The organism is Actinoallomurus purpureus, from assembly GCF_024055795.1.
GTDB classification, from domain to species: Bacteria; Actinomycetota; Actinomycetes; order Streptosporangiales; family Streptosporangiaceae; genus Actinoallomurus; species Actinoallomurus purpureus.
Genome location: NZ_JAMXMY010000005.1, coordinates 57,115 through 77,536 on the forward strand (window position 1 = coordinate 57,115; position 20,422 = coordinate 77,536).

Below are 20,422 nucleotides of genomic sequence, written 5' to 3' on the forward strand. Positions count from 1 at the left end.
CTAGCCGGTCGGCCAGTAGGCGCCGAGCGCGTCAGAGAGAGGCTACCCATGTCGGGGACGAAGACTGCGGACACCGCGCCACCGGGTGCGGGAGAGCAGAGAAGCGCGCGGTCGATCTACATCGCGATGATCGGCCTGATGCTCGGCATGTTCCTCGCGATGCTCGACAACCTGATCGTCGGCACCGCGCTGCCCACGATCGTCGGCGACCTCGGCGGCCTGAGTCACCTGGCCTGGGTGGTCACCGCGTACACCCTCGCCACCGCGGCCGCGACGCCGATCTGGGGCAAGCTCGGCGACCTGTACGGCCGCAAGGGCATGTTCATGGCGGCCATCGTGATCTTCCTCGTGGGCTCCGTGCTGTCCGGGCTCTCGCAGAGCATGGGGCAGCTCATCGGGTTCCGGGCGCTGCAGGGCCTCGGGGCCGGCGGCCTCATGGTCGGGGCGATGGCGATCATCGGTGACCTGGTCCCGCCGCGTGAGCGCGGCCGCTTCCAGGCGATGATCGGCGGAATGATGCCGGTCGCCTTCGTCGGCGGTCCGCTGATCGGCGGCTTCCTCACCGACCACCTCAGCTGGCGCTGGACCTTCTACGTCAACCTGCCGATCGGCGCCGTCGCGCTGCTCGTGACCGGGCTGGGCATGCGCCTGCACACCCCGCACATCAAGGCGAAGATCGACTTCATCGGTGCGTTCCTGCTGACGGTCGGCATCGTCGCCCTCACCCTCGTGGCGAGCTGGGGCGGCAGCGAGTACCCCTGGGCGTCGGCGCAGATCATCGGGCTGGCGATCCTGTCGGTGGTGGCGCTCGTCGCGTTCGTCTTCGCCGAGGCCCGCGTTCCCGAGCCGATCCTGCCGCCGCGGCTGTTCCGCAACCGCAACTTCACGGTCGCGCAGATCCTGAGCTTCTTCGTCGGCGCCGCGATGTTCGGCGCGGTCAACTTCCTGCCGCAGTACATGCAGGACGTCCAGGGCGCCTCTGCGACCACCAGCGGCCTGCTGCTCCTGCCGCTGATGTTCGGAATGCTCGTCGTCATGCTGACCACCGGCCAGCTCATCGCGCGCAACGGCCGCTACAAGCTCTACCCGATCATCGGCGGCGCGGTGATGACCGTCGGCATGCTCGTGCTGCTCATGCTGAAGGTCGACACCAGCACCGCGATGAGCTCCGCGCTGACGCTCGGCGTCGGCCTCGGAATGGGCTTCATCATGCAGAACACGATGCTCATCACCCAGAACAGCGCGGAGCTGCGGGACATGGGCGCGGCGAGCGGCTCCGTCACGCTGTTCCGTACCATCGGCGGTTCGCTCGGCGTGGCGCTGTTCGGCTCGATCTACACCAACCGCCTCGAGCACACCATCAGCGACCGGCTCGGCCCGGAAGCCGCCCACAAGATCACCTCAGGCGGGTCCCACGTGACGCCGGCGCTGCTGCACACGCTGCCCGCGCCGGTACGGGAGGCGTTCGAGGCCGGCGTCACCAGCGGCCTGCACGGCACGGTCATCGGGGGAGCGGTCGTCGCCTTCGCGGCGTTCCTCATCGCCTGGTTCGTCCGTGAGGTGCCGCTGCGCGGCTCGGCCGCGAAGAGCCCGAACGAGCAGGCCGTCGAGACGATCACCGAACCGGCGATCTGATCTCGTCCCAGCACGACCATGGGGGCTCCCGGCGGAAGCCGGGAGCCCCCATGTCATGTCAGCGGGGAAGCGTGCCGAAGCGCGCTCCGGCGCCGAATCCGAACGCGCTCGCCTTGATCAGTTTGGTGCCGGTCGTGGCGATGCCGGACGTGGTGCCGGGCGTCACGGCCACGGCCCCGGCGAAGTCGCCGAGTCCGGGGATGCCGGTGACGAGCTCGGCCCGGCCGTCGCCGTTCAGGTCCGTCAGGGCCAGCGAGGTACCGAACCAGTTGTTCTGGTTCGGCGTGATGCCGGCGTTCGTCTCCGTGAGAGTGCGGATGTTCGAGGACAGGCCGCTCGCGGAGCCGAGCCGTGTCGCGACCAGGTCCTCGGGGCCGTCCTCGGGCGACAGCCCCGACGCGACGTCCGCGTAACCGTCGCCGTTGACGTCCCCGGCCGCGACGGGGTCGCTGCCCTCGCTGCCGAACGTGCCGTGCGCCTGGTCCATCCCGTTCTTGCTGCCGGGGTAGACCTTGTAGCCGTCGCCTTCGTACCCGCCGATCACCACGTCGGCCCGGCCGTCCTTGTTCAGGTCGCCCACGGCGAGCCCGTACGTGTCACCGAGCTCGATCGTGGGGCCGACCTTCTTGCCCAGGCCCTTCGCCGATCCGGCGAACACGCTCGTGGTGCCCTGGTCGGCCGGGTCGTCCCACCACCAGCTCACCGCGAGGTCGGCGTAACCGTCACCGGTCACGTCGCCGGCCGCGAGGGAGTCGACGTGGCCGTCCTTGCCCGGGCTGATGCCGACCGCGCGCGGCTTGGCGGACGTGGTGCCCCGCACGACCCAGATCTTCGTGCCGTAGCCCGCTGCGGTGGCGAAGTCGGTCCGGCCGTCCTTGTCGAAGTCGCCGGCCGTCAACTTGGCGCCGCCGACGGCGTCTACCGAGACCGCCTTGGTCGACAATCCCTTCTTGGAACCGAACACGACCGTCAGCGAGCCGGCGTCCTTCTTCTTGCCGATGTCCTCGCCGGGGGCGCCGATCGCCAGATCGGAGTAGCCGTCCCGGTTGAAGTCGCCGACCGCCAGCTGCGCGCCGAAATGGTCGCCCTTCTCGGCCGTTCCCGGGATGCCGGCGCTGTTCTGGCTGATGACCTGGCGTCGCGCCGTGCTGACCCCCTTCTTGGAGCCGTACGCCACCGCGACGGCTCCCGCCTTCGCGGCCTTGCCGACCTTGGCGTCCGGGGCGCCGACGGCCAGGTCGCGATAGCCGTCGCCGTTGAAGTCGCCGGGCTTGGCCGCCTTCACGGCCGCCGGCGCGGCGACCTGCGGCGTCACCGGCCGAGCCGGTGCCGCCGCAACCGCCGCCGACGCGAGGCCGACCGTCAGGGCGGCGGTCACGGCGGCGGCGGTACCACTGGAAACAAGTTTCACGCGTTGTCCCTCTCGTGAAGATTTCTCATGAATTAAGGGACGCTCCGCCCGCGGCTCAGGTTCGCAAACGCTCATGATTACCTTTGTTCGTGACCGAACGCCGTACGCAGAGCACGACCGCCCGGCTGGCCCGGCTCGGGTTCACCGACGTCGCCGAGGCCGAACGCCGCCTGGCGGGTCACAGGCTCGGCGACGACCTGCTCGACGTCCTCGGTGCCGCCGCCGATCCGGACCTGGCGCTCACCGGCCTGCTCCGGTTGCTGGAGCGGACCGACATCCGGGAGGAGCTGACCGCCGATCCGGACGCCCTCGGCCGGTTGATCGCCGTCCTCGGCGTCAGCGCCGCGCTCGGCGACCACCTCGTCCGGCATCCCGGCCACTGGCGGGTCCTCGCGGGTCCCACGGCGGTCCAGCGCCCCACGGCCGGCGATCTGCGGGCCGCGCTGCTGGGCGCGGTCGGCGCCGACCCGGCCGACCCCGCGCCCCGCGCCGATGGGCCGGACCCGACGGTCGAGCTCCGGGTCGCGTACCGGCGGGCGCTGCTGCACCTGGCGGCCCGTGACCTGACCGGGGTAGCGGACGTCGAGGAGGTCGCCGCCGAGCTCGCCGACCTGGCCGCGGCCGCGTTGGAGGCGAGCCTGGCCATCGCCCGCACCGAACTGGGCGAGCAGGCCGGCACCTGCCGGCTCGCCGTGATCGGCATGGGCAAGTGCGGTGGCCGGGAGCTCAACTACGTCAGCGACGTCGACGTCATCTTCGTCGCCGAGCCGATGCCCGGCGAGGACGAGACCGCCGCCCTGCGGGCGGCGACACGACTGGCCGCCGGGATGATCCGGGCGTGCTCGGCCAGCACCAGCGAGGGCGCGCTGTGGGACGTGGACGCGGCGCTGCGGCCCGAGGGGAAGGCCGGTCCGCTCGTGCGGACGCTCGCCAGCCACCGCGCGTACTACGAGCGCTGGGCCAAGACATGGGAGTTCCAGGCGCTGCTCAAGGCCCGCCCGGTGGCGGGGGACCGGGAGCTCGGCGAGGAGTACGTCGAGGCGCTCGCCCCTCTGGTGTGGCGGGCCGCCGAGCGCGACAACTTCGTCGAGGACGTCCAGGCGATGCGCCGCCGAGTCGAGGAGCACATCGCCCCCGACCAGGCCGGGCGGCAGCTGAAACTCGGCCCCGGCGGCCTGCGCGACGTGGAGTTCGCGGTACAGCTGCTCCAGCTCGTGCACGGCCGGACGGACGAGGGACTGCGGGGTCCCAACACGCTGATCGCCCTGAAGAAGCTGTCGTGGGGCGGGTACGTCGGCCGGGCCGACGCCGCCGCGCTCGCGAACGCCTACCGGTTCCTGCGGCGGGTCGAGCACCTCATCCAGCTCTACCGGCTCCGCCGGACCCACCTGGTGCCCGAGGACCCCGCCGACCTGCGGCGCCTGGGGCGGGCGCTCGGGTTCCGCACCGACCCGGTCGGGGAGTTCACCGCCGAGTGGCGGCGGCACGCGCGGGAGGTCCGGCGCCTGCACGAGAAGCTGTTCTACCGGCCGCTGCTGCTCGCCGTGGCCCGGCTGCCGGGCGAGGAGGCGCGCCTGACCCGCCAGGCCGCCCGTACCCGGCTGGAGGCGCTCGGCTACGCCGACCCGGACCGTGCGCTCCGGCACCTGGAGTCCCTCACCGCCGGCGTCTCCCGGCGCGCGGCGATCCAGCGCACACTGCTGCCCGTCATGCTGGGCTGGTTCGCCGACGGCCCGGACCCCGACGCCGGACTGCTCGGATTCCGACAGGTCAGCGACGCGCTCGGCACCACGCCCTGGTACCTGCGGCTGCTGCGCGACGACGTCACGGTGGCCGAGCGGATGGCGCACCTGCTGTCCTCGAGCCGCTACGTCACCGACCTGCTGCTGCGCGCGCCCGAGGCCGTCACCCTGCTGGCCGGCGACGCCCAGCCGACGCCCCGCTCGTACGACGCGCTCCGCACCGAGGCGCTGGCCGCGGTGGGCCGGCACATGAGCGCCGTCCCGGGCCGCCTGCAGCTCGACCCGGCGGCGGACGCCGTCACCGCCGTGCGCGGCATCCGGCGCCGCGAGTTGCTGCGCGTCGCCGTGGCGGACCTGCTCGGCCACCTCGACGTGGAGGCGACCGGTGAGGCGCTCACCTCCATCGCCCTGGTCACGCTCCAGGCGGCGCTGCGGGCCGCCATCGACAAGATCGAGATGGAGCGGCGGTCGCCGCTGCCGACGAGGTTCGCGATCGTCGCGATGGGCCGGCTCGGCGGGTACGAGCTCGGCTACGGCAGCGACGCCGACGTGATGTTCGTCCACGACCCCCTGCCGGGCGCCGACCGGGACGCGGCGACCGCCGCGCACGCGGTCGCCGAGGAACTGCGCAGGCTGCTCGCGCTGCCGGCGCCGGATCCACCGCTGGTCGTCGATCCGGGGCTGCGGCCGGAGGGACGCCAGGGACCGCTCGTGCGCACCTTCGACTCGTACGCCTCCTACTACCGGCGCTGGTCCTCGCCCTGGGAGAGCCAGGCGCTGCTGCGCGCGGCCCCGGTGATCGGCGACGAGGAGCTCGGCGCGCGGTTCAGGGGGCTGATCGACCCGCTGCGGTGGCCGCGGGGCGGCATCGACGACCGCGCGCTGCGGGAGATCCGTCGGCTGAAGGCCCGGATGGAGGCCGAGCGGCTGCCCCGCGGCGTGGACCGGCGCCTGCACACGAAGCTCGGGCCCGGCGGCCTGTCCGACGTCGAGTGGGTGGCCCAGCTCCTGCAGCTGCGGCACGCGTACGACGTGCCGGAGCTGCGCACCACGCGTACGCTGGCGGCGCTCGACGTGGCCGCGGCGGCCGGCCTGCTGGACCGCGAGGACGCCGTACGGCTTTGCGACGCGTGGCGGCTCGCCACGCGCATCCGCAACGCCGTCATGCTCGTGCGGGGACGTGCCTCGGACACCCTGCCGACCGAGCACCACCGCGAGCGCTCCGCCGTGGCCCGCGTGCTCGGGTATCCCGGCTCCGGCGACATGCTGGAGGACTACCGCCGCCACGCCCGTCATGCCCGCGCCGTCGTCGAACGCGTCTTCTACGACGACGCGGGCACCTGACCCCTGGTTAACGCCCGGTTATCCGCACGCCGGGAGGGGCACGCGGTGCGGGAGAATCCCCCGTGTGATCATCAACCGGGCCGTCGCCGTGCTCGCCGTCCTCGCGCTCCTGACCGGATGCGGCGGTGGCGGCGGTGGGGGAGGAGCCGCCTCGCCGCACCGGGCGGCCGGGCCGGCGCCGACGCCCGTGGCCGCCGAGAACACCCGGCCGGGCACCAAGGACTGGAAGGTCCGCAAGCCGGGTGCGGAGCATGCCATCGAGGGCTTCGCGGACCGGGTGAGCGTGCTGCCGGGCGAGTCGTTCCGGCTGTTCGTGTCGACGACGGCCAAGGGCTACACCGTCAGCGCCTTCCGCATGGGCTGGTACGCCGGGGCCGAGGCGCGGAAGGTCTGGGCCGCACCGCACCAGGCCGGGCTGCGGCAGGCGGGCGCGAAGACGGCCGGGAAGACCCACACGGTGACCGCGCCGTGGAAGCCCTCCCTCACCGTCTCGACCCGTGACTGGCCCGAAGGTTCCTACCTGCTGCGGCTGGACGCCGACTCGGGGGCGCAGCGGTTCGTGCCCATCACCGTCCGGTCGCCGAGCACGGCGGGCAAGGTCGTCGTCCTGGGCGGCACGACGACCTGGCAGGCGTACAACATGTGGGGCGGCCGCGACCTGTACCAGGGGCCGGGCGGCTTCGACGGCCGGTCCCGAGCGGTCAGCTTCGACCGTCCGTACGACGGGAACGGCGCGGTCAAGTTCCTCGCGTTCGAGCAGCCCGCCGTCGCGCTGGCCGAGAAGACGGGGCTGCCCCTCGCGTACGAGACCGACAACGACCTGCACCACGACCCGCGGCTGCTCGACGGCGCCCGTACGCTGGTCACCCTCGGCCACGACGAGTACTGGTCGACCGCCATGCGCGACGAGGCGACGAAGGCCCGCGACGCCGGGATGAACATCGCGTTCCTGGGCGCCAACGCCGTGAACCGGCACGTCCGGTTCGAGTCGACCTCCCTCGGCGCGGACCGCCTCGTCGTCTGCTACAAGAGCGCCGACGAGGATCCGATCAAGGATCCGGCGGAGAAGACCCAGGACTGGCGCCTGTCACCGAAGCCCCGCCCGGAGAGCGCCCTGATCGGCATCATGTACACCTGCTTTCCCGCCGACGGAGCGTGGAAGGTCTACCGGCCGGACGACTGGGTGTTCGCCGGAACCGGTGTGCGCAAGGGGGATGAGTTCCCCGGAGTGATCGGCCCGGAGTCCGACGCGGTGACGAGGGGCGGACCGACGCCGCGCCCGATCGAGGTGCTGGCCCACTCCACCGTCGAGTGCGGCACCTCCACGACGACCTCCGACTCCACGTACTACACGGCCAGGAGCGGGGCCGGGGTGTTCGCCACCGGGACGATGCGCTGGGTCTGCGCCATGCGCGGCCGGGCCTGCGGCCACGGCGTCACCGGCAAGGCGGCGTCCTTCGTCGCCAAGGTGACCGAGAACGTCCTGCGCGCCTTCGCCGCCGGTCCGGCCGGCCGGGCCCACCCGGTGCACGACAACCTCGCCAAGATCAAGCCCGCCGGCGCCGGAATGGCCCAGGGCGCCGACCTGGACTAGAGGACCGTCGAGGTGCCGGACCGGGCGTCGGTGGAGAAGACGCGGGCCAGCGGGCCGAGGTGCGGGATCAGGACCCGCACGGTACGGGTCGCGGCGTAACCGGCGCTCAGGGTGACCACGCCGCCGATGGCGTCGAGCAGGTAGTGGTTGGCGGTGCCCAGGATGACGACCACGGTCACGACCGGGTAGCAGTAGACCAGCCACCGGAACCGGCTCGGCCGCGTCACGTCGGCGATGGCGATCGCGCACCACAGTGACCATCCCGTGTGCAACGACGGCATGGCGGCGTACTGGTTCGACACCGAGGCGACCGGCGAGGCCCCGGACTCGTACAGGCCGCCGGTGTGGAACGTCAGCACCGTGTCGACGAAGCCGGGCACCATGCGCGGCGGGGCGAGCGGATACAGCCAGAACCCGATGAGGGCCAGCACCGTCGTCGCGAAGATCAGCCGCCGGTAGAAGACATAGCGTTCCGGATGAGACAGGTACAGCCAGACGAGCACACCGATCGTGACGACGAAGTGGAGGCTCTCGTAGTAGTAGTTCGCGCCCATCCCCAGCCAGCGGACCTCGGTGAACAGCCGGTTGATCGACAGCTCGGCGTTCAGGTGCAGCAGGTGCTCAAGGCGCAGGATGTCATGCCCGCGGTGCAGCGCCGCCGTGTGGCTGGGCGGCACGAGATTGCGCACCAGGGAGTAAGCGCTGTAGCAGAGGGCGATGAGCAGGATCTCGCGGTAGAACCGGGGGCGTTTCGCGGTTCGCCCGTCCGCTCGCGCCCCCGTCGTGTCGCCCGTGGCGACTGGCGCAACGGCCGACCTCGACATGATCCCTATGGTCTCAGATCGAATCGGGTGAGCCGTCGGTATTCCTTGTCTTGTTTGTCACTTTGTGATCTCTCGTCGGCTCCGTCGCCGCCACCTTCTGGTGCGTGAGCAGGCCGATGAGCAGCGCGCCCGCGGTGATCAGGATGCCGACCGCCGCGTCCAGGAGGTAATGATTGGCGGTGGAGAAGATCACCAGAATTGTCACGATCGGGTAAAGGGTGGCGATCGCGCGCACCCACGGACGGCGGGAAAGCGTCACCACCGCGACCGCGCACCACAATGCCCACCCGGCGTGCATTGAGGGCATTGCCGCGAACTGATTGGTCAGCGAACCGGCCTGCGGCGACGAATAGAGGCCGAAGCTGTGCAGCGCCGTCACCGGGTCGACGAAACCGCGACCGCCGAGGAAGCGCGGCGGGGCCAGCGGATACAGCCAGAACCCGGCCAGCGCGATCCCGGTGGCGACCATCAGGGACGTGCGCAGCCGGCGGAAGTGCTGCGGCCGCCGCCGGTACAGCCACACGAGCACGGCGAGCGTGACGGCGAAGTGCGCGGTGGCGTAGAACCAGTTCGCGAGCCTGGCCAGCGACGGTTCCCTCAGGAGGGCGTGGTTGAGGTCCAGCTCGACGTCGATGCCCATCGCGTGTTCCAGCCGCAGGATCTGCGACGCGTGCGCGTACGCCGTCGGCTCGTCGTGCGGGATCAGCATCCGGACGAGCGTGTACGCGCAGTAGAACGCGACGGCCAGCGCGATCTCCCGCCACAGCCGGGGCGCCGAGGACGCGGCGGACGGTGCGGCGGGCCGCTCGCGCGTGGGATGAGGGCGGGGGGCGGCAAGCTGGGCCATGATGTCAATCCTGGCCGAGCCGCACCATTCTGTGATCATCTCCAGGAATGGTCTGCGACTCGGCCCAGGAGACTACAGGCCTAGTCCTCAGGGGGGATATCTCCCCCTAAGGGTCTCGCCTGAGCGGCTCAGGACGGCTCGGGCAGCACCTGCTCCGAAGGGGTGCCCTCGCGCAGCGCCCGGCCGACCGTGCAGTGGTTCTCGTGCACCCGGTGCGCCACCTCGGTGAAGATCTGCGGGGCCTTCTCATCACCCTCCGGGAACTCCACGTCGTAGGTGACGGTGATCGTGCCGAGCTTGGTGGGGGCGATCTTCTCCGCCTCCACGGTCGCCGCGAGCCGCACGAGCCGGTGGCCGCGCTGGGCGGTGAGCGGCTCCACCGTCACGATCTCGCAGCCGCCGAGCGCGGCGAGCAGGAGTTCCACAGGAGTGAAGACGCCGTCCTGGTCGGAGTTCCCGAAGGAGACCTCCGCACCGCGGTCGTTACGGGCGACGAAGCCCCCGTCGTCCGTGCGCTCCACCCGAACCGAAGCCATGGTCTCTCCTCTGTAGGTCGCTGGTCACCAACCATGGTCCCCGGCGAGTTGTTCCAGCCACACACGGGCCTGGGTGACGTGCGTCTCGGTGAGGCCCTCGAGCGGATCCACCGGAACGACCAGGTACGGGCCCAGCCGCGCCTCCGAGGCGAGCACGTCGGGCACGTCCGGCTCGTCCTCCAGCCACACGAACGGCCGGTCGCCGACCCAGTCCGCCACGTGCCTGGCCTTCCACGCCCCGAGCGAGAACGCCGGATCATGCGGCGGGATGGGGACGTGCCGCAGCGGGGGCAGCCCGATCCGCGGGCCGATCCAGTCGTTGGCCGCGTCCGTCCAGTAGCTCGCCCACACGATCTCCGCGCCCGTGTCCGTCGCGAGGCCGGTGAGCAGCGGCCCGTGCGCGGGATTGAGCAGCAGCCGGTAGACCACGCCATTGGGCGAGGCGCGGTACCGCTGATAGCCGGGGGAGCGTTGGAGGGGATTGAGAACACCGTCCACGTCGAGAAGCACCAACGGCGTGTCCATGACTTCGGACGCTATGCCAGCCTCCCGGCTCGGGCCAGTGCCCTGCGGAAGAATGATCGATCATTTCTCTGTCGACGCCGAGCCCCGCAGGAATTATCGGGCGGGGTTGAAGCAAGCGAAATTTCTTGACTGACATCGAAGCGCACCGGATGGGACGGTCGCCTGGGCCGGCGCGCCTGCGTCTTCGACGTACTCCTCGACGAGCCGCCGCATCCGGGCCATCGTGCCCGCGCGCCGAAGGCGGCCGATGATGGCCGGCTCGAGTGCTTCGCGGAGCTCTGCCATCTCATTGGCGGCGCTCACTCCGGCCCCGCCTCGGAGATCCGCGGCTGCGTCACTCCCCGGGCGACCATGGCGAGCTGCTGGTGCAGCGCCTCGTCGAGCGCCTCCGGAGTCGCCCGCATGACCGTGGGCCAGACCCCGGCCGCCGCATCGATGCGCGTGGCGATCCAGTCCCCGGTGCGCTCGTCCCCGACATCGCAGTACCGCCGCCCCCGCCAGATCCTCCACCCCCCGCCCCACCGCACCTGAAGCTTTACGAGATCCATTTCCTCTGCCGTCATGTAGAGCAGAGTAGCGCGCTATAGTCCGCTACAGAAGGGACTATATCGTTTATGCAGGTCACAGCGTTCTACAGTGATCCATGTGACTGATGGAGTAGAGCTGAGACCGGACGAGTACGTGTACGTCCAGATCGCCGATGCCTTCGCTGAGCGGATCGAGCACGGCGAGCTCACTCCGGGTGCCCGGCTGCCGAGCGAGATGAAGCTGGCTGAGGAATACGGTGTCGCGAGGCTGACCGCGCGCCGGGCCGTGCGGGAGCTGGTGACCCGCGGTCTAGTCAAGACGTTGCCGGGCAAAGGAACATTCGTCATCGAGCGCCAGGACGTGCACAACCGCGACGCCTGAGCCGGGCCGGGTCGCGGGTCATGATCGTCGTGGATTATCGGCGTTGGAAGTACGAAAAGTCTCGGCGGAAACCTGTTGGCCACGCGGAATGCGAAAGGCCGCCGACCGGGTTCTGGACCGGTCGGCGGCCTTTCGCGGACGTCGAGTGCCCCTATATGTGGGCTCTCACGCTCGTGGTGGTCGATCAGACGTCGTAGTAGAGCTCGAACTCGTGCGGGTGCGGGCGGAGCCGGATCGGGTCCAGCTCGTTCTCGCGCTTGTAGGCGATCCACGTCTCGATGAGGTCGGGCGTGAACACGCCGCCCTCGAGGAGGTAGTCGTGGTCGGCCTCGAGCGCGTCGAGGACGGCCTCGAGCGAGCCCGGCACCTGCGGGATGTTACGCGCCTCCTCAGGCGGCAGCTCGTACAGGTCCTTGTCCACCGGCTCCGGCGGCTCGACCTTGTTCTTGATGCCGTCGAGGCCGGCCATCAGCATGGCCGAGAACGCGAGGTACGGGTTGGCGGACGGGTCCGGGACGCGGAACTCCAGGCGCTTGGCCTTCGGGTTCGACCCGGTGATCGGGATGCGGACGCACGCCGAACGGTTCCGCTGGGAGTAGACCAGGTTGACCGGCGCCTCGTAGCCCGGGACCAGGCGGTGGTAGGAGTTCACCGTCGGGTTGGTGAAGGCCAGCAGCGACGGGGCGTGCTTGAGCAGGCCGCCGATGTAGTAGCGGCCCATGTCGGACAGGCCCGCGTAGCCGACCTCGTCGTAGAAGAGCGGCGAGCCGTCCTTCCACAGCGACTGGTGGCAGTGCATGCCGGAGCCGTTGTCACCGAAGATCGGCTTGGGCATGAAGGTGACCGTCTTGCCGGCCGACCGGGCGACGCTCTTGACGATGTACTTGTAGAGCATCAGCTTGTCGGCCATGGTCAGCAGCGTGTCGAACCTGATGTCGATCTCCGCCTGACCGGCCGTGCCGACCTCGTGGTGCTGCATCTCGGTCTCGATGCCGCACTCGATGAGCTGGCGGACCATCTCCGAGCGCAGGTCGGTGAAGTGGTCCATCGGCGGCACCGGGAAGTAGCCGCCCTTGTACCGCGGCTTGTAGCCGAGGTTGCCGCCGTCCTCCTTGCGGCCGGTGTTCCACGCGCCCTCGATGGAGTCGATGTGGAAGTACGACTCGTGCTGCTTCGTCTCGAAGCGCACGTCGTCGAAGATGTAGAACTCCGCCTCCGGGCCGAAGAAGGCCGTGTCCGCGATGCCGCTGCCGCGCAGGTAGTCCTGTGCCTTGCGGGCGACGTTGCGCGGGTCACGGGTGTACGGCTCACCGGTCAGCGGGTCGTGGACGAAGAACGTGATGTTCAGCGTCTTGTGCTGGCGGAACGGGTCGATCACAGCCGTCGACGGGTCCGGCAGCAGCAGCATGTCCGATTCGTGGATCTCCTGGAACCCGCGGATGGAGGAACCGTCGAACATCAGCCCATCGGTGAAGACGTTCTCTCCGAAGTTCTCCACCGGGAACGTGAAGTGCTGCGTCGTGCCGGGCAGGTCCGTGAACCTGACATCGACGAACTGCACCCCTTCGTTCCTGATGAAGCTCAGGACCTCTTCGGCGTTGTTGAACATCCAACCTCCTTGGGGCGCTTTTTTGCGTTTAGAACGCTAGGTGCCCGCGGTTTCCACGCCATGTCCCATGTGTTTCGCGTGTGTTACGGCAGGCATGGAATCGCCACGGTGCGGTTGACGGATAACTTTGAGGGTATGACTGAACGTCGGCGCTCGGCCGGATCATGGATCGAAGGAGCTCGCGCGGCGGGCGTGGAACTCGGTCGCCCCGGAGAGCGGCTGGGCCTCCCGCCCGATGGTACGGGCTCTGTCGCGGGATACGGCCGGCGGCTGGGGTCCCTGGTGATCGACTGGCTGATCGCCCTGCTCGTGGCCGCCGTCCTGGCGGCCGCCCTCCACGCCGGTGCGCAGGCCCGCAGTCTCCTCACGCTCGGCGTGTTCGGTGTCATGGCCTGGCTGCTGACCGGCCTGACCGGGACGACCGTGGGCAAGCGGCTGTGCGGGCTGCGCGTCGTCCGTACGGACGGCCGTCCCGTCGGGCTCCTCTGGGCGTTCGTCCGTACGCTGCTGCTGGTGCTGGTCCTGCCCGCGCTCATCTGGGACCGCGACTACCGCGGCCTGCACGACCGCGCCGCGAACGCGGTCGTCGTACGCCGGTGACCCAGAGCCTTGGGTCCGGTGCGTCCTGACCCCCGAAGGCATCCGCATCGATCCCGGACCCAAGGCTTCTAGCGGGTGCGGGGCTTGGGGCCCTTCGGCATGCGGACGCCCTTCGGGACCGGGCCCTTCGGCATCTGCATCGCCTGCGGAAGCGCGTTGAGCCGGTCGATCAACTCGCTGACCTGCTCCTTCTTGAGGTTGCGCGGCAACCTGGTCAGGTGACGCTGCAGCTTGCTGATCGGGATCTGGCCCTCTTCGGAGCCGACCTGGATGTCGTAGATCGGCACCTCGGAGGCGGCGCGGGAGATGCGCTTCTTCTCCGCGCCGATGAGCTTGCCGACGCGCGAGCGCGGCCCCTCGGCCAGGAGGATGACGCCCGGCTGGCCGATGACCCGGTGCACGACGTCCATGTTGCGGTTGGCCTGGACGGCGGGGGTGACGACCCAGCGGCCCCGCATGTTCTCCACGAGAGAGGCGGCGGCGCCCGGCCGGCCCTCGAGCATGGAGTACTGCGTGCGCTGCGCCATCTGCCCGAACACGATCATGCCGACCGCGATGGCGACCAGGACCCCCAGCGGGATCAGGAACAGCGCCTGACCGAGGAGTAGCCCGAGGACCACGAAGAGGACGAGGCTGCCGATCGCGGCCGCGAAGACGATGGGCATCGCCTTCGGGTTGGCCTGGTGGACCATCGAGGCGACCATGCGGATCTGCTTGAGGCGACCGGGGCGCTCGTCCTGCGCGCCGTCCTGGGGCTTCTTTGCCATGGATGGAAGGATACGAGGGTTCGGGGACCGAGTCGAAAGCGGGCCATGCCAGTCGTTAACAAAGTTCGAAACAGCCGCAGGGCCCGTAAACCGTTGACATGATCGACTTCCTCGCCCTAGCGTCCCGAAGCAGGTTCCCGCTGTTCTTGGAGTCGTCATGGTTTGGTCCGATATGCGTGCTTCGGCATGGAAGATTCCGCTCCTCGTGTCCGTCGGTCTCGCCACGGTGACGGCGACCCCGGCGACCGGCTCCGCCGCCGTGACCGCCGCGGATCAGCCGCGCGTCGCCTACCACCAGTGGACGTCGGCACACGACTTCGCGGCCGGCTCCTCGGAGGGCGTACGCCCGGACGGGCCGGGCGCCCTGACGATCGCCCACCCCGTCGGCACCACGACCTACACGGACCCGTACGGCGGCGGCACCAAGACGTGGGACTACGCCCGCTGGACCTCCCCCGCCGTGCCCATCGGATTCGGGGCGAGTCAGCTCGTCGCGTCCTGGACCGCGAGCACGCCGCACGGCAGTTGGCTGCAGGTGGAGATGCGCGGGCACACCGGCGCGGGCACCGACACCAAGTGGTACGTCATGGGCCGATGGGGCGCCGACGACCCGGCGGCGGGCGGTGACATCCATCGCACGTCGGTCCCGGGCCAGAAGGACGGCGACGGCAACGTCGACATCGACACGTTCGTCGCCGAGAACTCCCTGACGTCCTACCAGCTGCGCGTGACGCTCTACCGGCTGCCCGGCGGGCACGTACGGCCCGTGCTGCGCTCGGTCGGCGCGATGGCCTCACTGGTGCCGTCCCGCACGACGGTGCCGGTCAGTCCGCTGGGCGGCGCGGAGGGCATCGAGCTGAAGGTGCCCGCCTACTCCCAGGACATCCACAAGGGGCAGTACCCCGAGTACGACAACGGCGGCGAGGCCTGGTGCAGCCCCACCTCGACGTCCATGGTCGTCTCCTACTGGCGGCGCGGGCCCTCGAAACGCGACCTCGCCTGGGTCGACCCGTCGTACGCCGACCCGCAGGTGGACCACGCCGCCCGTAACACCTACGACTACAACTACAAGGGTGCCGGGAACTGGCCGTTCAACCCGGCGTACGCCGGGCGGTTCGGCCTCAACGGGTTCGTGACGCGCTTGCGCTCGGTCACCGAGCTGGAGCAGTTCATCAAGGCCGGGATCCCGGTCGTGACCTCGCAGTCGTTCAAGGCCGCCGAGATGCCGGGCGCCGGCTACAGCACGAACGGCCACCTGTTCGTGATCGTCGGGTTCACCAAGGCCGGCGACCCGATCGTCAACGACCCGGCGTCGCCCTCGGACGCGGCCGTGCGCCACGTCTACCCGCGCGCCAACTTCGAGAACGTCTGGCTGCGCAGTTCCTCCAGCAAGGGCGTCGCCTACATCATGTACCCGCGCGGCCACCGGCTCCCGCCGAACGTCCACGGACTCGACAAGAACTGGTGAGACCGCGCTCCTGAGACTTCTGTCCCCCCGGAAGAGAGGAACGCCCCGGCCGGCGCGGCCGGGGCGTTCGTCTGCCTGGGGCCCGGGTCGGCCCGAACGCCTTCACGGGCCGGGGCCGTGCGAAACGCTCGGGGGAGACCGTCGCCGGTAAGGACGCGACCGGTCGATACCGGGAGCCGGCGTCGCCTTCACCGGGCGTTCGGCGCGTCACCGCCCGCCGGTCGCGGGTGGCCGCGTGCCGCGAGGGCGCATGATGAGCGCCGCGACGTGATAGGCGCACCATCCGGTGCCGGGGTTGGCGTAAGCGTGGGAGACGTCCGCCGCGAAGTACGCCGAGTCGCCCTCGTTCAGGTCCACTGATCCGTCGCCGATGGTGAGCCGCATTGTCCCGGACTCCACGACGACGTACTCGTGGGAGCCCGGGGCATAGGCGGGGAAACGTCCCGCGTCGCAGCCCGGCGGCAGCGCGGAGCGAATCCACTCGAAGTTCACGCCGGGCACCACCGGGGTCAGGATCGTCCGCCGCCACCCCCCGGGCTCCTCCACCGTCTCCTGGTCGGCGGCGCGACGCACGATCACGCGGTCGTCATCGGGTTCGGCGACCAGCTGGGCGAGAGACACCCCCAGCCCCTCCGCGACGCGGGCCAGCACGACGACCGTGGGCGCCTTCCTGCCGCGCTCGACCGAGGACAGCATGCTCACGCTCACGCCCGTGGCGTCGGCCAGCTGCTGCAGCGTCAGCCGCCGATCGTGCCGGAGGCCCTGTACCCGCCTGCCCAGCGCCACGAGATTCAGCATTACTCTATAATGTCAGTGAATTTCGCTAAAGAGAAACGAGGGCCCGTGTCGATCAGTCCGGTGACCATCCGTGCGGCGGCGCCCGCGGACCTGGGGACGGTGGCGGACATCTATGCGCACTACGTCCGCGACACCGTGATCACGTTCGATGAGACGCCGCCGGCCGTGGCGGACTGGCGACGACGGCTCGACGACCTCACGGGCCGCGGCCTTCCCTTCCTGGTCGCCGAGGTCGCCGGCGAACCCGCCGGATACGCCTACGCCGCGCCGTGGCGCCCCAAACCGGCGTACCGGTACAGCGTGGAGGACACGATCTACCTGGCCCCGGATCGGACCGGACAGGGGCTGGGAGGGGCCCTCCTGGGGGCCCTGGTGACGGAGTGCGCGCGGGCGGGCGTCCATCAGATGATCGCCGTCATCGCCGACGCCGGCGTCGACGCGTCGGTGGCGCTGCACCGGAGGTTCGGCTTCACCGACGCGGGCCGGCTGACGGACGTCGGGTACAAGCACGGCCGCTGGATCGACACGCTGCTGATGCAGCGGACGATCGGCCCGGCGCGTCCCTAGGGGCCCCTAGTCCGCCTGGCGGGCGGTGATGGCCTGCTGGTAGAGGCGTCCGGCGCGGTAGCTGGAGCGCACCAGGGGTCCGGACATGACCCCGGAGAAGCCGATCTGTTCGGCCTCGTCCTTGAGTTCGACGAACTCCTCAGGCTTGACCCAGCGTTCGACGGGGTGGTGGCGGGGGGAGGGGCGTAGGTACTGGGTGATGGTGAGGAGTTCGCATCCGGCTTCGTGGAGGTCGCGCATCGCGTCTGTGATCTCTTGGCGGGTTTCGCCCATGCCCAGGATGAGGTTGGACTTGGTGACCAGGCCTGCTTGGCGGGCGGCGGTCAGTACGTTCAGGGAGCGGTCGTAGCGGAAGCCGGGGCGGATGCGTTTGAAGATGCGGGGGACGGTTTCGAGGTTGTGGGCCAGGACTTCGGGGCGGGCGGAGAAGACCTCGGCGAGGAGGTGGGCGGTGGCGTTGAAGTCGGGGATGAGGAGTTCGACGCCGCAGCCGGGGATGGTGGTGTGGATCTGGCGGACGGTTTCGGCGTAGAGCCAGGCGCCGCCGTCGGGTAGGTCGTCGCGGGCGACGCCGGTGATGGTGGCGTATTTGAGGCCCATGCGCGTGACGGAGTCGGCGACGCGGCGGGGTTCGTCGGGGTCGTAGGCGGCGGGTTTGCCGGTGTCGATCTGGCAGAAGTCGCAGCGGCGGGTGCATTGGTCGCCGCCGATGAGGAAGGTGGCTTCGCGGTCTTCCCAGCATTCGTAGATGTTGGGGCAGCCGGCTTCTTGGCAGACGGTGTGCAGGCCTTCGGTGCGGACCAGGTCGGTCAGTTCGCGGTATTGGGGGCCCATCGACAGCCGGGTCTTGATCCAGGGCGGTTTGCGTTCGATCGGTGTCGCGGCGTTCCTGGCCTCGACACGCAACAACTTCCGGCCCTCAGGAGATACGGCTGTCACCCGTCCAGGGTATGTCCGGATTCACTCATGTTGCGCAAGGGGTTGGCATGGTGGACGATCTTCCGAGAACTCGCGGCCGCGAGCCTGAACGGCGCCGGCTCCGTACTCCACACCGGCCCTCCGTGGTGCCGGTAGGAGGTTGAGATCGGCGTTTTATCTCGTTCTCACCATACGTAGCTGTCGATCTCTCTAAGGTGACGTGGGTGTCGCGTGCAGAGTGACGTATGACGGAGGTCAGGCGTGCGAGTGGCCATGACGTACCTCAGGCTTCCGGAGGCCGAGGGCGCAGGCGATCCGGGGTCCCGTGCCCGAGCGGTGTTCGGCACGGGGAACTGGCGGGAGAAGCATCCAGTGCTTCCCGTCGCCGGTGCCTGGCAGGCACTGCACTACCTGCTGACCGGTGACCCCTGGGACGGCCCGCACCCGGCCGCGGACGTGGTCTGCGGTGGGCGGCTGCTCACCGAGGACGGCGCCGAGGAGCTCGGCGTCGACGTCATCTACCTGACGGCCGACCGGGTCAAGCTGGCCGCCGACCATCTCGCCGCGACCGAGTTCGCGCGGATCGCCGGACGCTACGACGCCGAGCGGATGGCCGAGCTCGGCGTCCAGGGCGCGGAGGAGTGGGTGGGCGAGCCCGCCGAGGCCATCCGCGACGGCGAGCTGCGCGTGGTGTACGAGCGGCTCACCCGTTTCTTCGAGGCCGCCTCGGCGGAGGGCCACGCCATCTTCAAGGCGATGGGCTGACGTCGCCCCGAGTCGTCAGGAGCGAACGGAGCCGCCGAGCATCGCGTCGAGCGACCGATGCGCGGTGGCGGGCGCGCCGAGCACCTCGGCGAGCCGCCGCTCGGACAGGGCCAGCACCTCGGCGACGGTGACCTTCCGTCCCAGCTCGGCGGAGAGCGACGTGGTGCCCGCGTCGCGGATGCCGCACGGGATGATCCGGTCGAACCACGTGAGGTCACAGTCGCAGTTGATCTCGAACCCGTGCATCGTGACACCCCGGGAGACCCGGATGCCGATCGCGCCGACCTTGCGGTCGGGAACGCCGGGCACCCACACGCCGCTGCGGCCCTCGACCCGCTCGGTCGCCAGCCCCAGGTCGGCGCACGTGTTGATCAGCGCCTCCTCGATCGTGCGGACGTACGCGACGACGTCGACGGGCTCGCGCAGCTTGACGATCGGGTAGCCCACCAGCTGGCCGGGACCGTGCCAGGTGATCTTCCCGCCCCGGTCGACGTCGATCACGGGTGCGCCGGGGTCACCGATCGGCCGGTCCAGCGGCTCGGTGCGCTTGCCGGCCGTGTAGACCGGCGGGTGCTCCAGCAGCAGGACGACGTCGGGGATCTCGTCCGCGACCCGGCGCTCGTGCAGCCGGCGCTGCAGCTCCCACGCCTCCTCGTACGGGATCGCGCGATCGCCGAAGCCGGCGTGGATGAAGACCAGATCGCTGGTGCCCACGGCCGCCGGGCGCTCGCCGACGACCGTGGTGATGGATTCTTCGCTGGCGCTCACGACCCTCAGCGTACGACGTCTCCGAAGGACGCCAGCAGCCGAGGCTCGATCCGCGTCTCCTTGACGCCGCCCGCGCCGTCCGCGCGGACGTGGTACGCCCCGCGGCCCTCGACGTAGGTCACGGCCTGGACGAACTCGGTCCCGACGTAGTGCAGCCCGACCGCCTCGTCGGCGGCGTACCCGTCGGGCAGCGTGCCCTCGGCCACGAGCCGCTGCAGCAGCGGCCGGCGCTGCTCGTCGCTGTCGTAGTGGACGCCGCAGGAGTAGGGCAGCAGGCCCAGCCCGTCCGTGAGCGGCCGCAGCCGCGGGCCGAAGGAGTCGGTGGTGCCGCCGACGTGCCAGCACAGGGCCCCGGCGCTCTGCCCGCACAGGACGACCCCTGACCGCCAGGCCTCGGCGAACGCGTCCGTGAGGCCGTGCAGGCGCCACAGGGCCAGCAGGTTGGCGATGCTCCCGCCGGAGACGTACACGAAGTCCTGGGCGAGCAGGTGCGCCGCCGGGTCCTCGTGGTTCGGCATCGGGAACAGCGCCAGGTGGCTCACCTCGGCGTCCACCCCGGCGAACGCGGCGTAGAAGCGGGCGATCGCCTCGGCGGCGTCCCCGAGGGCGGTGGTGAGGAAGCACACCCGGGGGCGGTCCTGGCCGGTGAGGTCCAGGGCGTACCGCAGGAGGGGGCTCGGCGTCACCCCGTAGCGGTCGGTGGGGATGAAGCCGCCACCGCCGATCGCCACGATGTGCGGCTTGCCGTCAGTGCTCACTGCGTCCTCCTCGACCCGTACGGCTATCCGTCACGCT

General features: G+C 70.3%; 20 protein-coding genes. 8 read left to right on the forward strand and 12 right to left on the reverse strand.

Features of this window, described 5'->3' with window-relative positions; genetic code table 11:
• Nucleotides 1–48: 48 nt before the first annotated feature.
• A complete protein-coding gene (locus tag NE236_RS11630; RefSeq protein ID WP_252841916.1) occupies nt 49–1,635 on the forward strand; it encodes an MDR family MFS transporter in 1,587 nt (528 codons plus the stop codon).
• A 58-nt stretch (nt 1,636–1,693) separates the two neighbouring features.
• Here the strand turns inward: NE236_RS11630 and NE236_RS11635 are convergent, their stop codons facing one another.
• A complete protein-coding gene (locus NE236_RS11635; RefSeq protein WP_252841917.1) occupies nt 1,694–3,046 on the reverse strand; it encodes an FG-GAP-like repeat-containing protein in 1,353 nt (450 codons plus the stop codon).
• An 89-nt stretch (nt 3,047–3,135) separates the two neighbouring features.
• Here NE236_RS11635 and NE236_RS11640 point away from each other — a divergent pair, with 89 nt between their 5' ends.
• Nucleotides 3,136–6,132 (forward strand): bifunctional [glutamine synthetase] adenylyltransferase/[glutamine synthetase]-adenylyl-L-tyrosine phosphorylase, encoded by a 2,997-nt coding sequence (locus tag NE236_RS11640; protein WP_252841918.1) that lies wholly within the window; start codon nt 3,136–3,138, stop codon nt 6,130–6,132.
• A 64-nt stretch (nt 6,133–6,196) separates the two neighbouring features.
• A complete protein-coding gene (locus NE236_RS11645; RefSeq protein ID WP_252841919.1) occupies nt 6,197–7,726 on the forward strand; it encodes a N,N-dimethylformamidase beta subunit family domain-containing protein in 1,530 nt (509 codons plus the stop codon).
• On the opposite strand, the gene NE236_RS11650 is transcribed toward NE236_RS11645, so the two are convergent.
• The 5 genes from NE236_RS11650 to NE236_RS11670 all read right to left on the reverse strand — a co-directional run bounded on the left by NE236_RS11650 (nt 7,723) and on the right by NE236_RS11670 (nt 11,021).
• Nucleotides 7,723–8,550 carry a phosphatase PAP2 family protein gene (locus NE236_RS11650; RefSeq protein ID WP_252841920.1) on the reverse strand — a complete coding sequence of 276 codons (828 nt, stop codon included), beginning with the start codon at nt 8,548–8,550 and terminating at the stop codon, nt 7,723–7,725. The two genes, NE236_RS11645 and NE236_RS11650, sit on opposite strands and share 4 nt — an antisense overlap.
• A 13-nt stretch (nt 8,551–8,563) precedes the next feature.
• Complete coding sequence (locus NE236_RS11655; RefSeq protein WP_252841921.1) at nt 8,564–9,397, reverse strand: phosphatase PAP2 family protein; 834 nt, start codon at nt 9,395–9,397, stop codon at nt 8,564–8,566.
• 128 nt (nt 9,398–9,525) lie between these two features.
• Nucleotides 9,526–9,933, reverse strand: a complete 408-nt coding sequence (locus NE236_RS11660; protein WP_252841922.1) for an OsmC family protein — start codon at nt 9,931–9,933, stop codon at nt 9,526–9,528.
• A gap of 24 nt (nt 9,934–9,957) precedes the next feature.
• The gene (locus NE236_RS11665) at nt 9,958–10,458 is read right to left on the reverse strand and encodes an HAD domain-containing protein (RefSeq protein WP_252841923.1); all 501 of its coding nucleotides are present in this window, start codon (nt 10,456–10,458) and stop codon (nt 9,958–9,960) included.
• 299 nt (nt 10,459–10,757) lie between these two features.
• Nucleotides 10,758–11,021: a hypothetical protein gene (locus tag NE236_RS11670; RefSeq protein WP_252841924.1), complete on the reverse strand. Its 264-nt coding sequence runs from the start codon at nt 11,019–11,021 to the stop codon at nt 10,758–10,760.
• Nucleotides 11,022–11,103: 82 nt separating this feature from the next.
• On the opposite strand from NE236_RS11670, the gene NE236_RS11675 reads away from it, so the two are divergent.
• Nucleotides 11,104–11,367, forward strand: a complete 264-nt coding sequence (locus NE236_RS11675; RefSeq protein WP_252841925.1) for a GntR family transcriptional regulator — start codon at nt 11,104–11,106, stop codon at nt 11,365–11,367.
• 184 nt (nt 11,368–11,551) lie between these two features.
• On the opposite strand, the gene glnA is transcribed toward NE236_RS11675, so the two are convergent.
• A complete protein-coding gene (gene glnA / locus NE236_RS11680; RefSeq protein ID WP_252841926.1) occupies nt 11,552–12,976 on the reverse strand; it encodes a type I glutamate--ammonia ligase in 1,425 nt (474 codons plus the stop codon).
• A 192-nt stretch (nt 12,977–13,168) separates the two neighbouring features.
• On the opposite strand from glnA, the gene NE236_RS11685 reads away from it, so the two are divergent.
• A complete protein-coding gene (locus NE236_RS11685; protein WP_252841927.1) occupies nt 13,169–13,576 on the forward strand; it encodes an RDD family protein in 408 nt (135 codons plus the stop codon).
• 68 nt (nt 13,577–13,644) lie between these two features.
• Here the strand turns inward: NE236_RS11685 and NE236_RS11690 are convergent, their stop codons facing one another.
• Nucleotides 13,645–14,343 carry a DUF4191 domain-containing protein gene (locus tag NE236_RS11690; protein ID WP_252841928.1) on the reverse strand — a complete coding sequence of 233 codons (699 nt, stop codon included), beginning with the start codon at nt 14,341–14,343 and terminating at the stop codon, nt 13,645–13,647.
• Between the two features lie 157 nt (nt 14,344–14,500).
• Here NE236_RS11690 and NE236_RS11695 point away from each other — a divergent pair, with 157 nt between their 5' ends.
• Nucleotides 14,501–15,811, forward strand: coding sequence for a C39 family peptidase (locus NE236_RS11695; protein ID WP_252841929.1), 1,311 nt, complete (start codon nt 14,501–14,503; stop codon nt 15,809–15,811).
• Between the two features lie 207 nt (nt 15,812–16,018).
• Here NE236_RS11695 and NE236_RS11700 read toward each other — a convergent pair whose 3' ends face one another.
• Nucleotides 16,019–16,609, reverse strand: a complete 591-nt coding sequence (locus tag NE236_RS11700; RefSeq protein ID WP_252841930.1) for a helix-turn-helix domain-containing protein — start codon at nt 16,607–16,609, stop codon at nt 16,019–16,021.
• A gap of 45 nt (nt 16,610–16,654) precedes the next feature.
• Here NE236_RS11700 and NE236_RS11705 point away from each other — a divergent pair, with 45 nt between their 5' ends.
• The gene (locus tag NE236_RS11705; RefSeq protein ID WP_252841931.1) at nt 16,655–17,176 is read left to right on the forward strand and encodes a GNAT family N-acetyltransferase; all 522 of its coding nucleotides are present in this window, start codon (nt 16,655–16,657) and stop codon (nt 17,174–17,176) included.
• 6 nt (nt 17,177–17,182) lie between these two features.
• Here NE236_RS11705 and lipA read toward each other — a convergent pair whose 3' ends face one another.
• Nucleotides 17,183–18,115 (reverse strand): lipoyl synthase, encoded by a 933-nt coding sequence (gene lipA / locus NE236_RS11710; protein ID WP_252841932.1) that lies wholly within the window; start codon nt 18,113–18,115, stop codon nt 17,183–17,185.
• 240 nt (nt 18,116–18,355) lie between these two features.
• Between lipA and NE236_RS11715 the strand changes: the two genes are divergently transcribed.
• The gene (locus NE236_RS11715) at nt 18,356–18,859 is read left to right on the forward strand and encodes a DUF1877 family protein (RefSeq protein ID WP_252841933.1); all 504 of its coding nucleotides are present in this window, start codon (nt 18,356–18,358) and stop codon (nt 18,857–18,859) included.
• A gap of 15 nt (nt 18,860–18,874) precedes the next feature.
• Here NE236_RS11715 and lipB read toward each other — a convergent pair whose 3' ends face one another.
• A complete protein-coding gene (lipB, locus tag NE236_RS11720) occupies nt 18,875–19,573 on the reverse strand; it encodes a lipoyl(octanoyl) transferase LipB (protein ID WP_252842191.1) in 699 nt (232 codons plus the stop codon).
• 59 nt (nt 19,574–19,632) lie between these two features.
• Nucleotides 19,633–20,385 carry a Type 1 glutamine amidotransferase-like domain-containing protein gene (locus NE236_RS11725; RefSeq protein WP_252841934.1) on the reverse strand — a complete coding sequence of 251 codons (753 nt, stop codon included), beginning with the start codon at nt 20,383–20,385 and terminating at the stop codon, nt 19,633–19,635.
• Nucleotides 20,386–20,422 lie beyond the last annotated feature (37 nt).

What these genes read in the sequence shown, in the direction of transcription:
- NE236_RS11700 (WP_252841930.1), bottom strand. Translation starts at nt 16,609, where the DNA reads ATGCTGAATCTCGTGGCGCTGGGCAGGCGGGTACAGGGCCTCCGGCAC.
- NE236_RS11630 (WP_252841916.1), top strand. Translation starts at nt 49, where the DNA reads ATGTCGGGGACGAAGACTGCGGACACCGCGCCACCGGGTGCGGGAGAG.
- NE236_RS11695 (WP_252841929.1), top strand. Translation starts at nt 14,501, where the DNA reads ATGGTTTGGTCCGATATGCGTGCTTCGGCATGGAAGATTCCGCTCCTC.
- NE236_RS11650 (WP_252841920.1), bottom strand. Translation starts at nt 8,550, where the DNA reads ATGTCGAGGTCGGCCGTTGCGCCAGTCGCCACGGGCGACACGACGGGG.
- NE236_RS11655 (WP_252841921.1), bottom strand. Translation starts at nt 9,397, where the DNA reads ATGGCCCAGCTTGCCGCCCCCCGCCCTCATCCCACGCGCGAGCGGCCC.
- glnA (WP_252841926.1), bottom strand. Translation starts at nt 12,976, where the DNA reads ATGTTCAACAACGCCGAAGAGGTCCTGAGCTTCATCAGGAACGAAGGG.
- NE236_RS11670 (WP_252841924.1), bottom strand. Translation starts at nt 11,021, where the DNA reads ATGACGGCAGAGGAAATGGATCTCGTAAAGCTTCAGGTGCGGTGGGGC.
- NE236_RS11660 (WP_252841922.1), bottom strand. Translation starts at nt 9,933, where the DNA reads ATGGCTTCGGTTCGGGTGGAGCGCACGGACGACGGGGGCTTCGTCGCC.
- NE236_RS11665 (WP_252841923.1), bottom strand. Translation starts at nt 10,458, where the DNA reads ATGGACACGCCGTTGGTGCTTCTCGACGTGGACGGTGTTCTCAATCCC.
- NE236_RS11690 (WP_252841928.1), bottom strand. Translation starts at nt 14,343, where the DNA reads ATGGCAAAGAAGCCCCAGGACGGCGCGCAGGACGAGCGCCCCGGTCGC.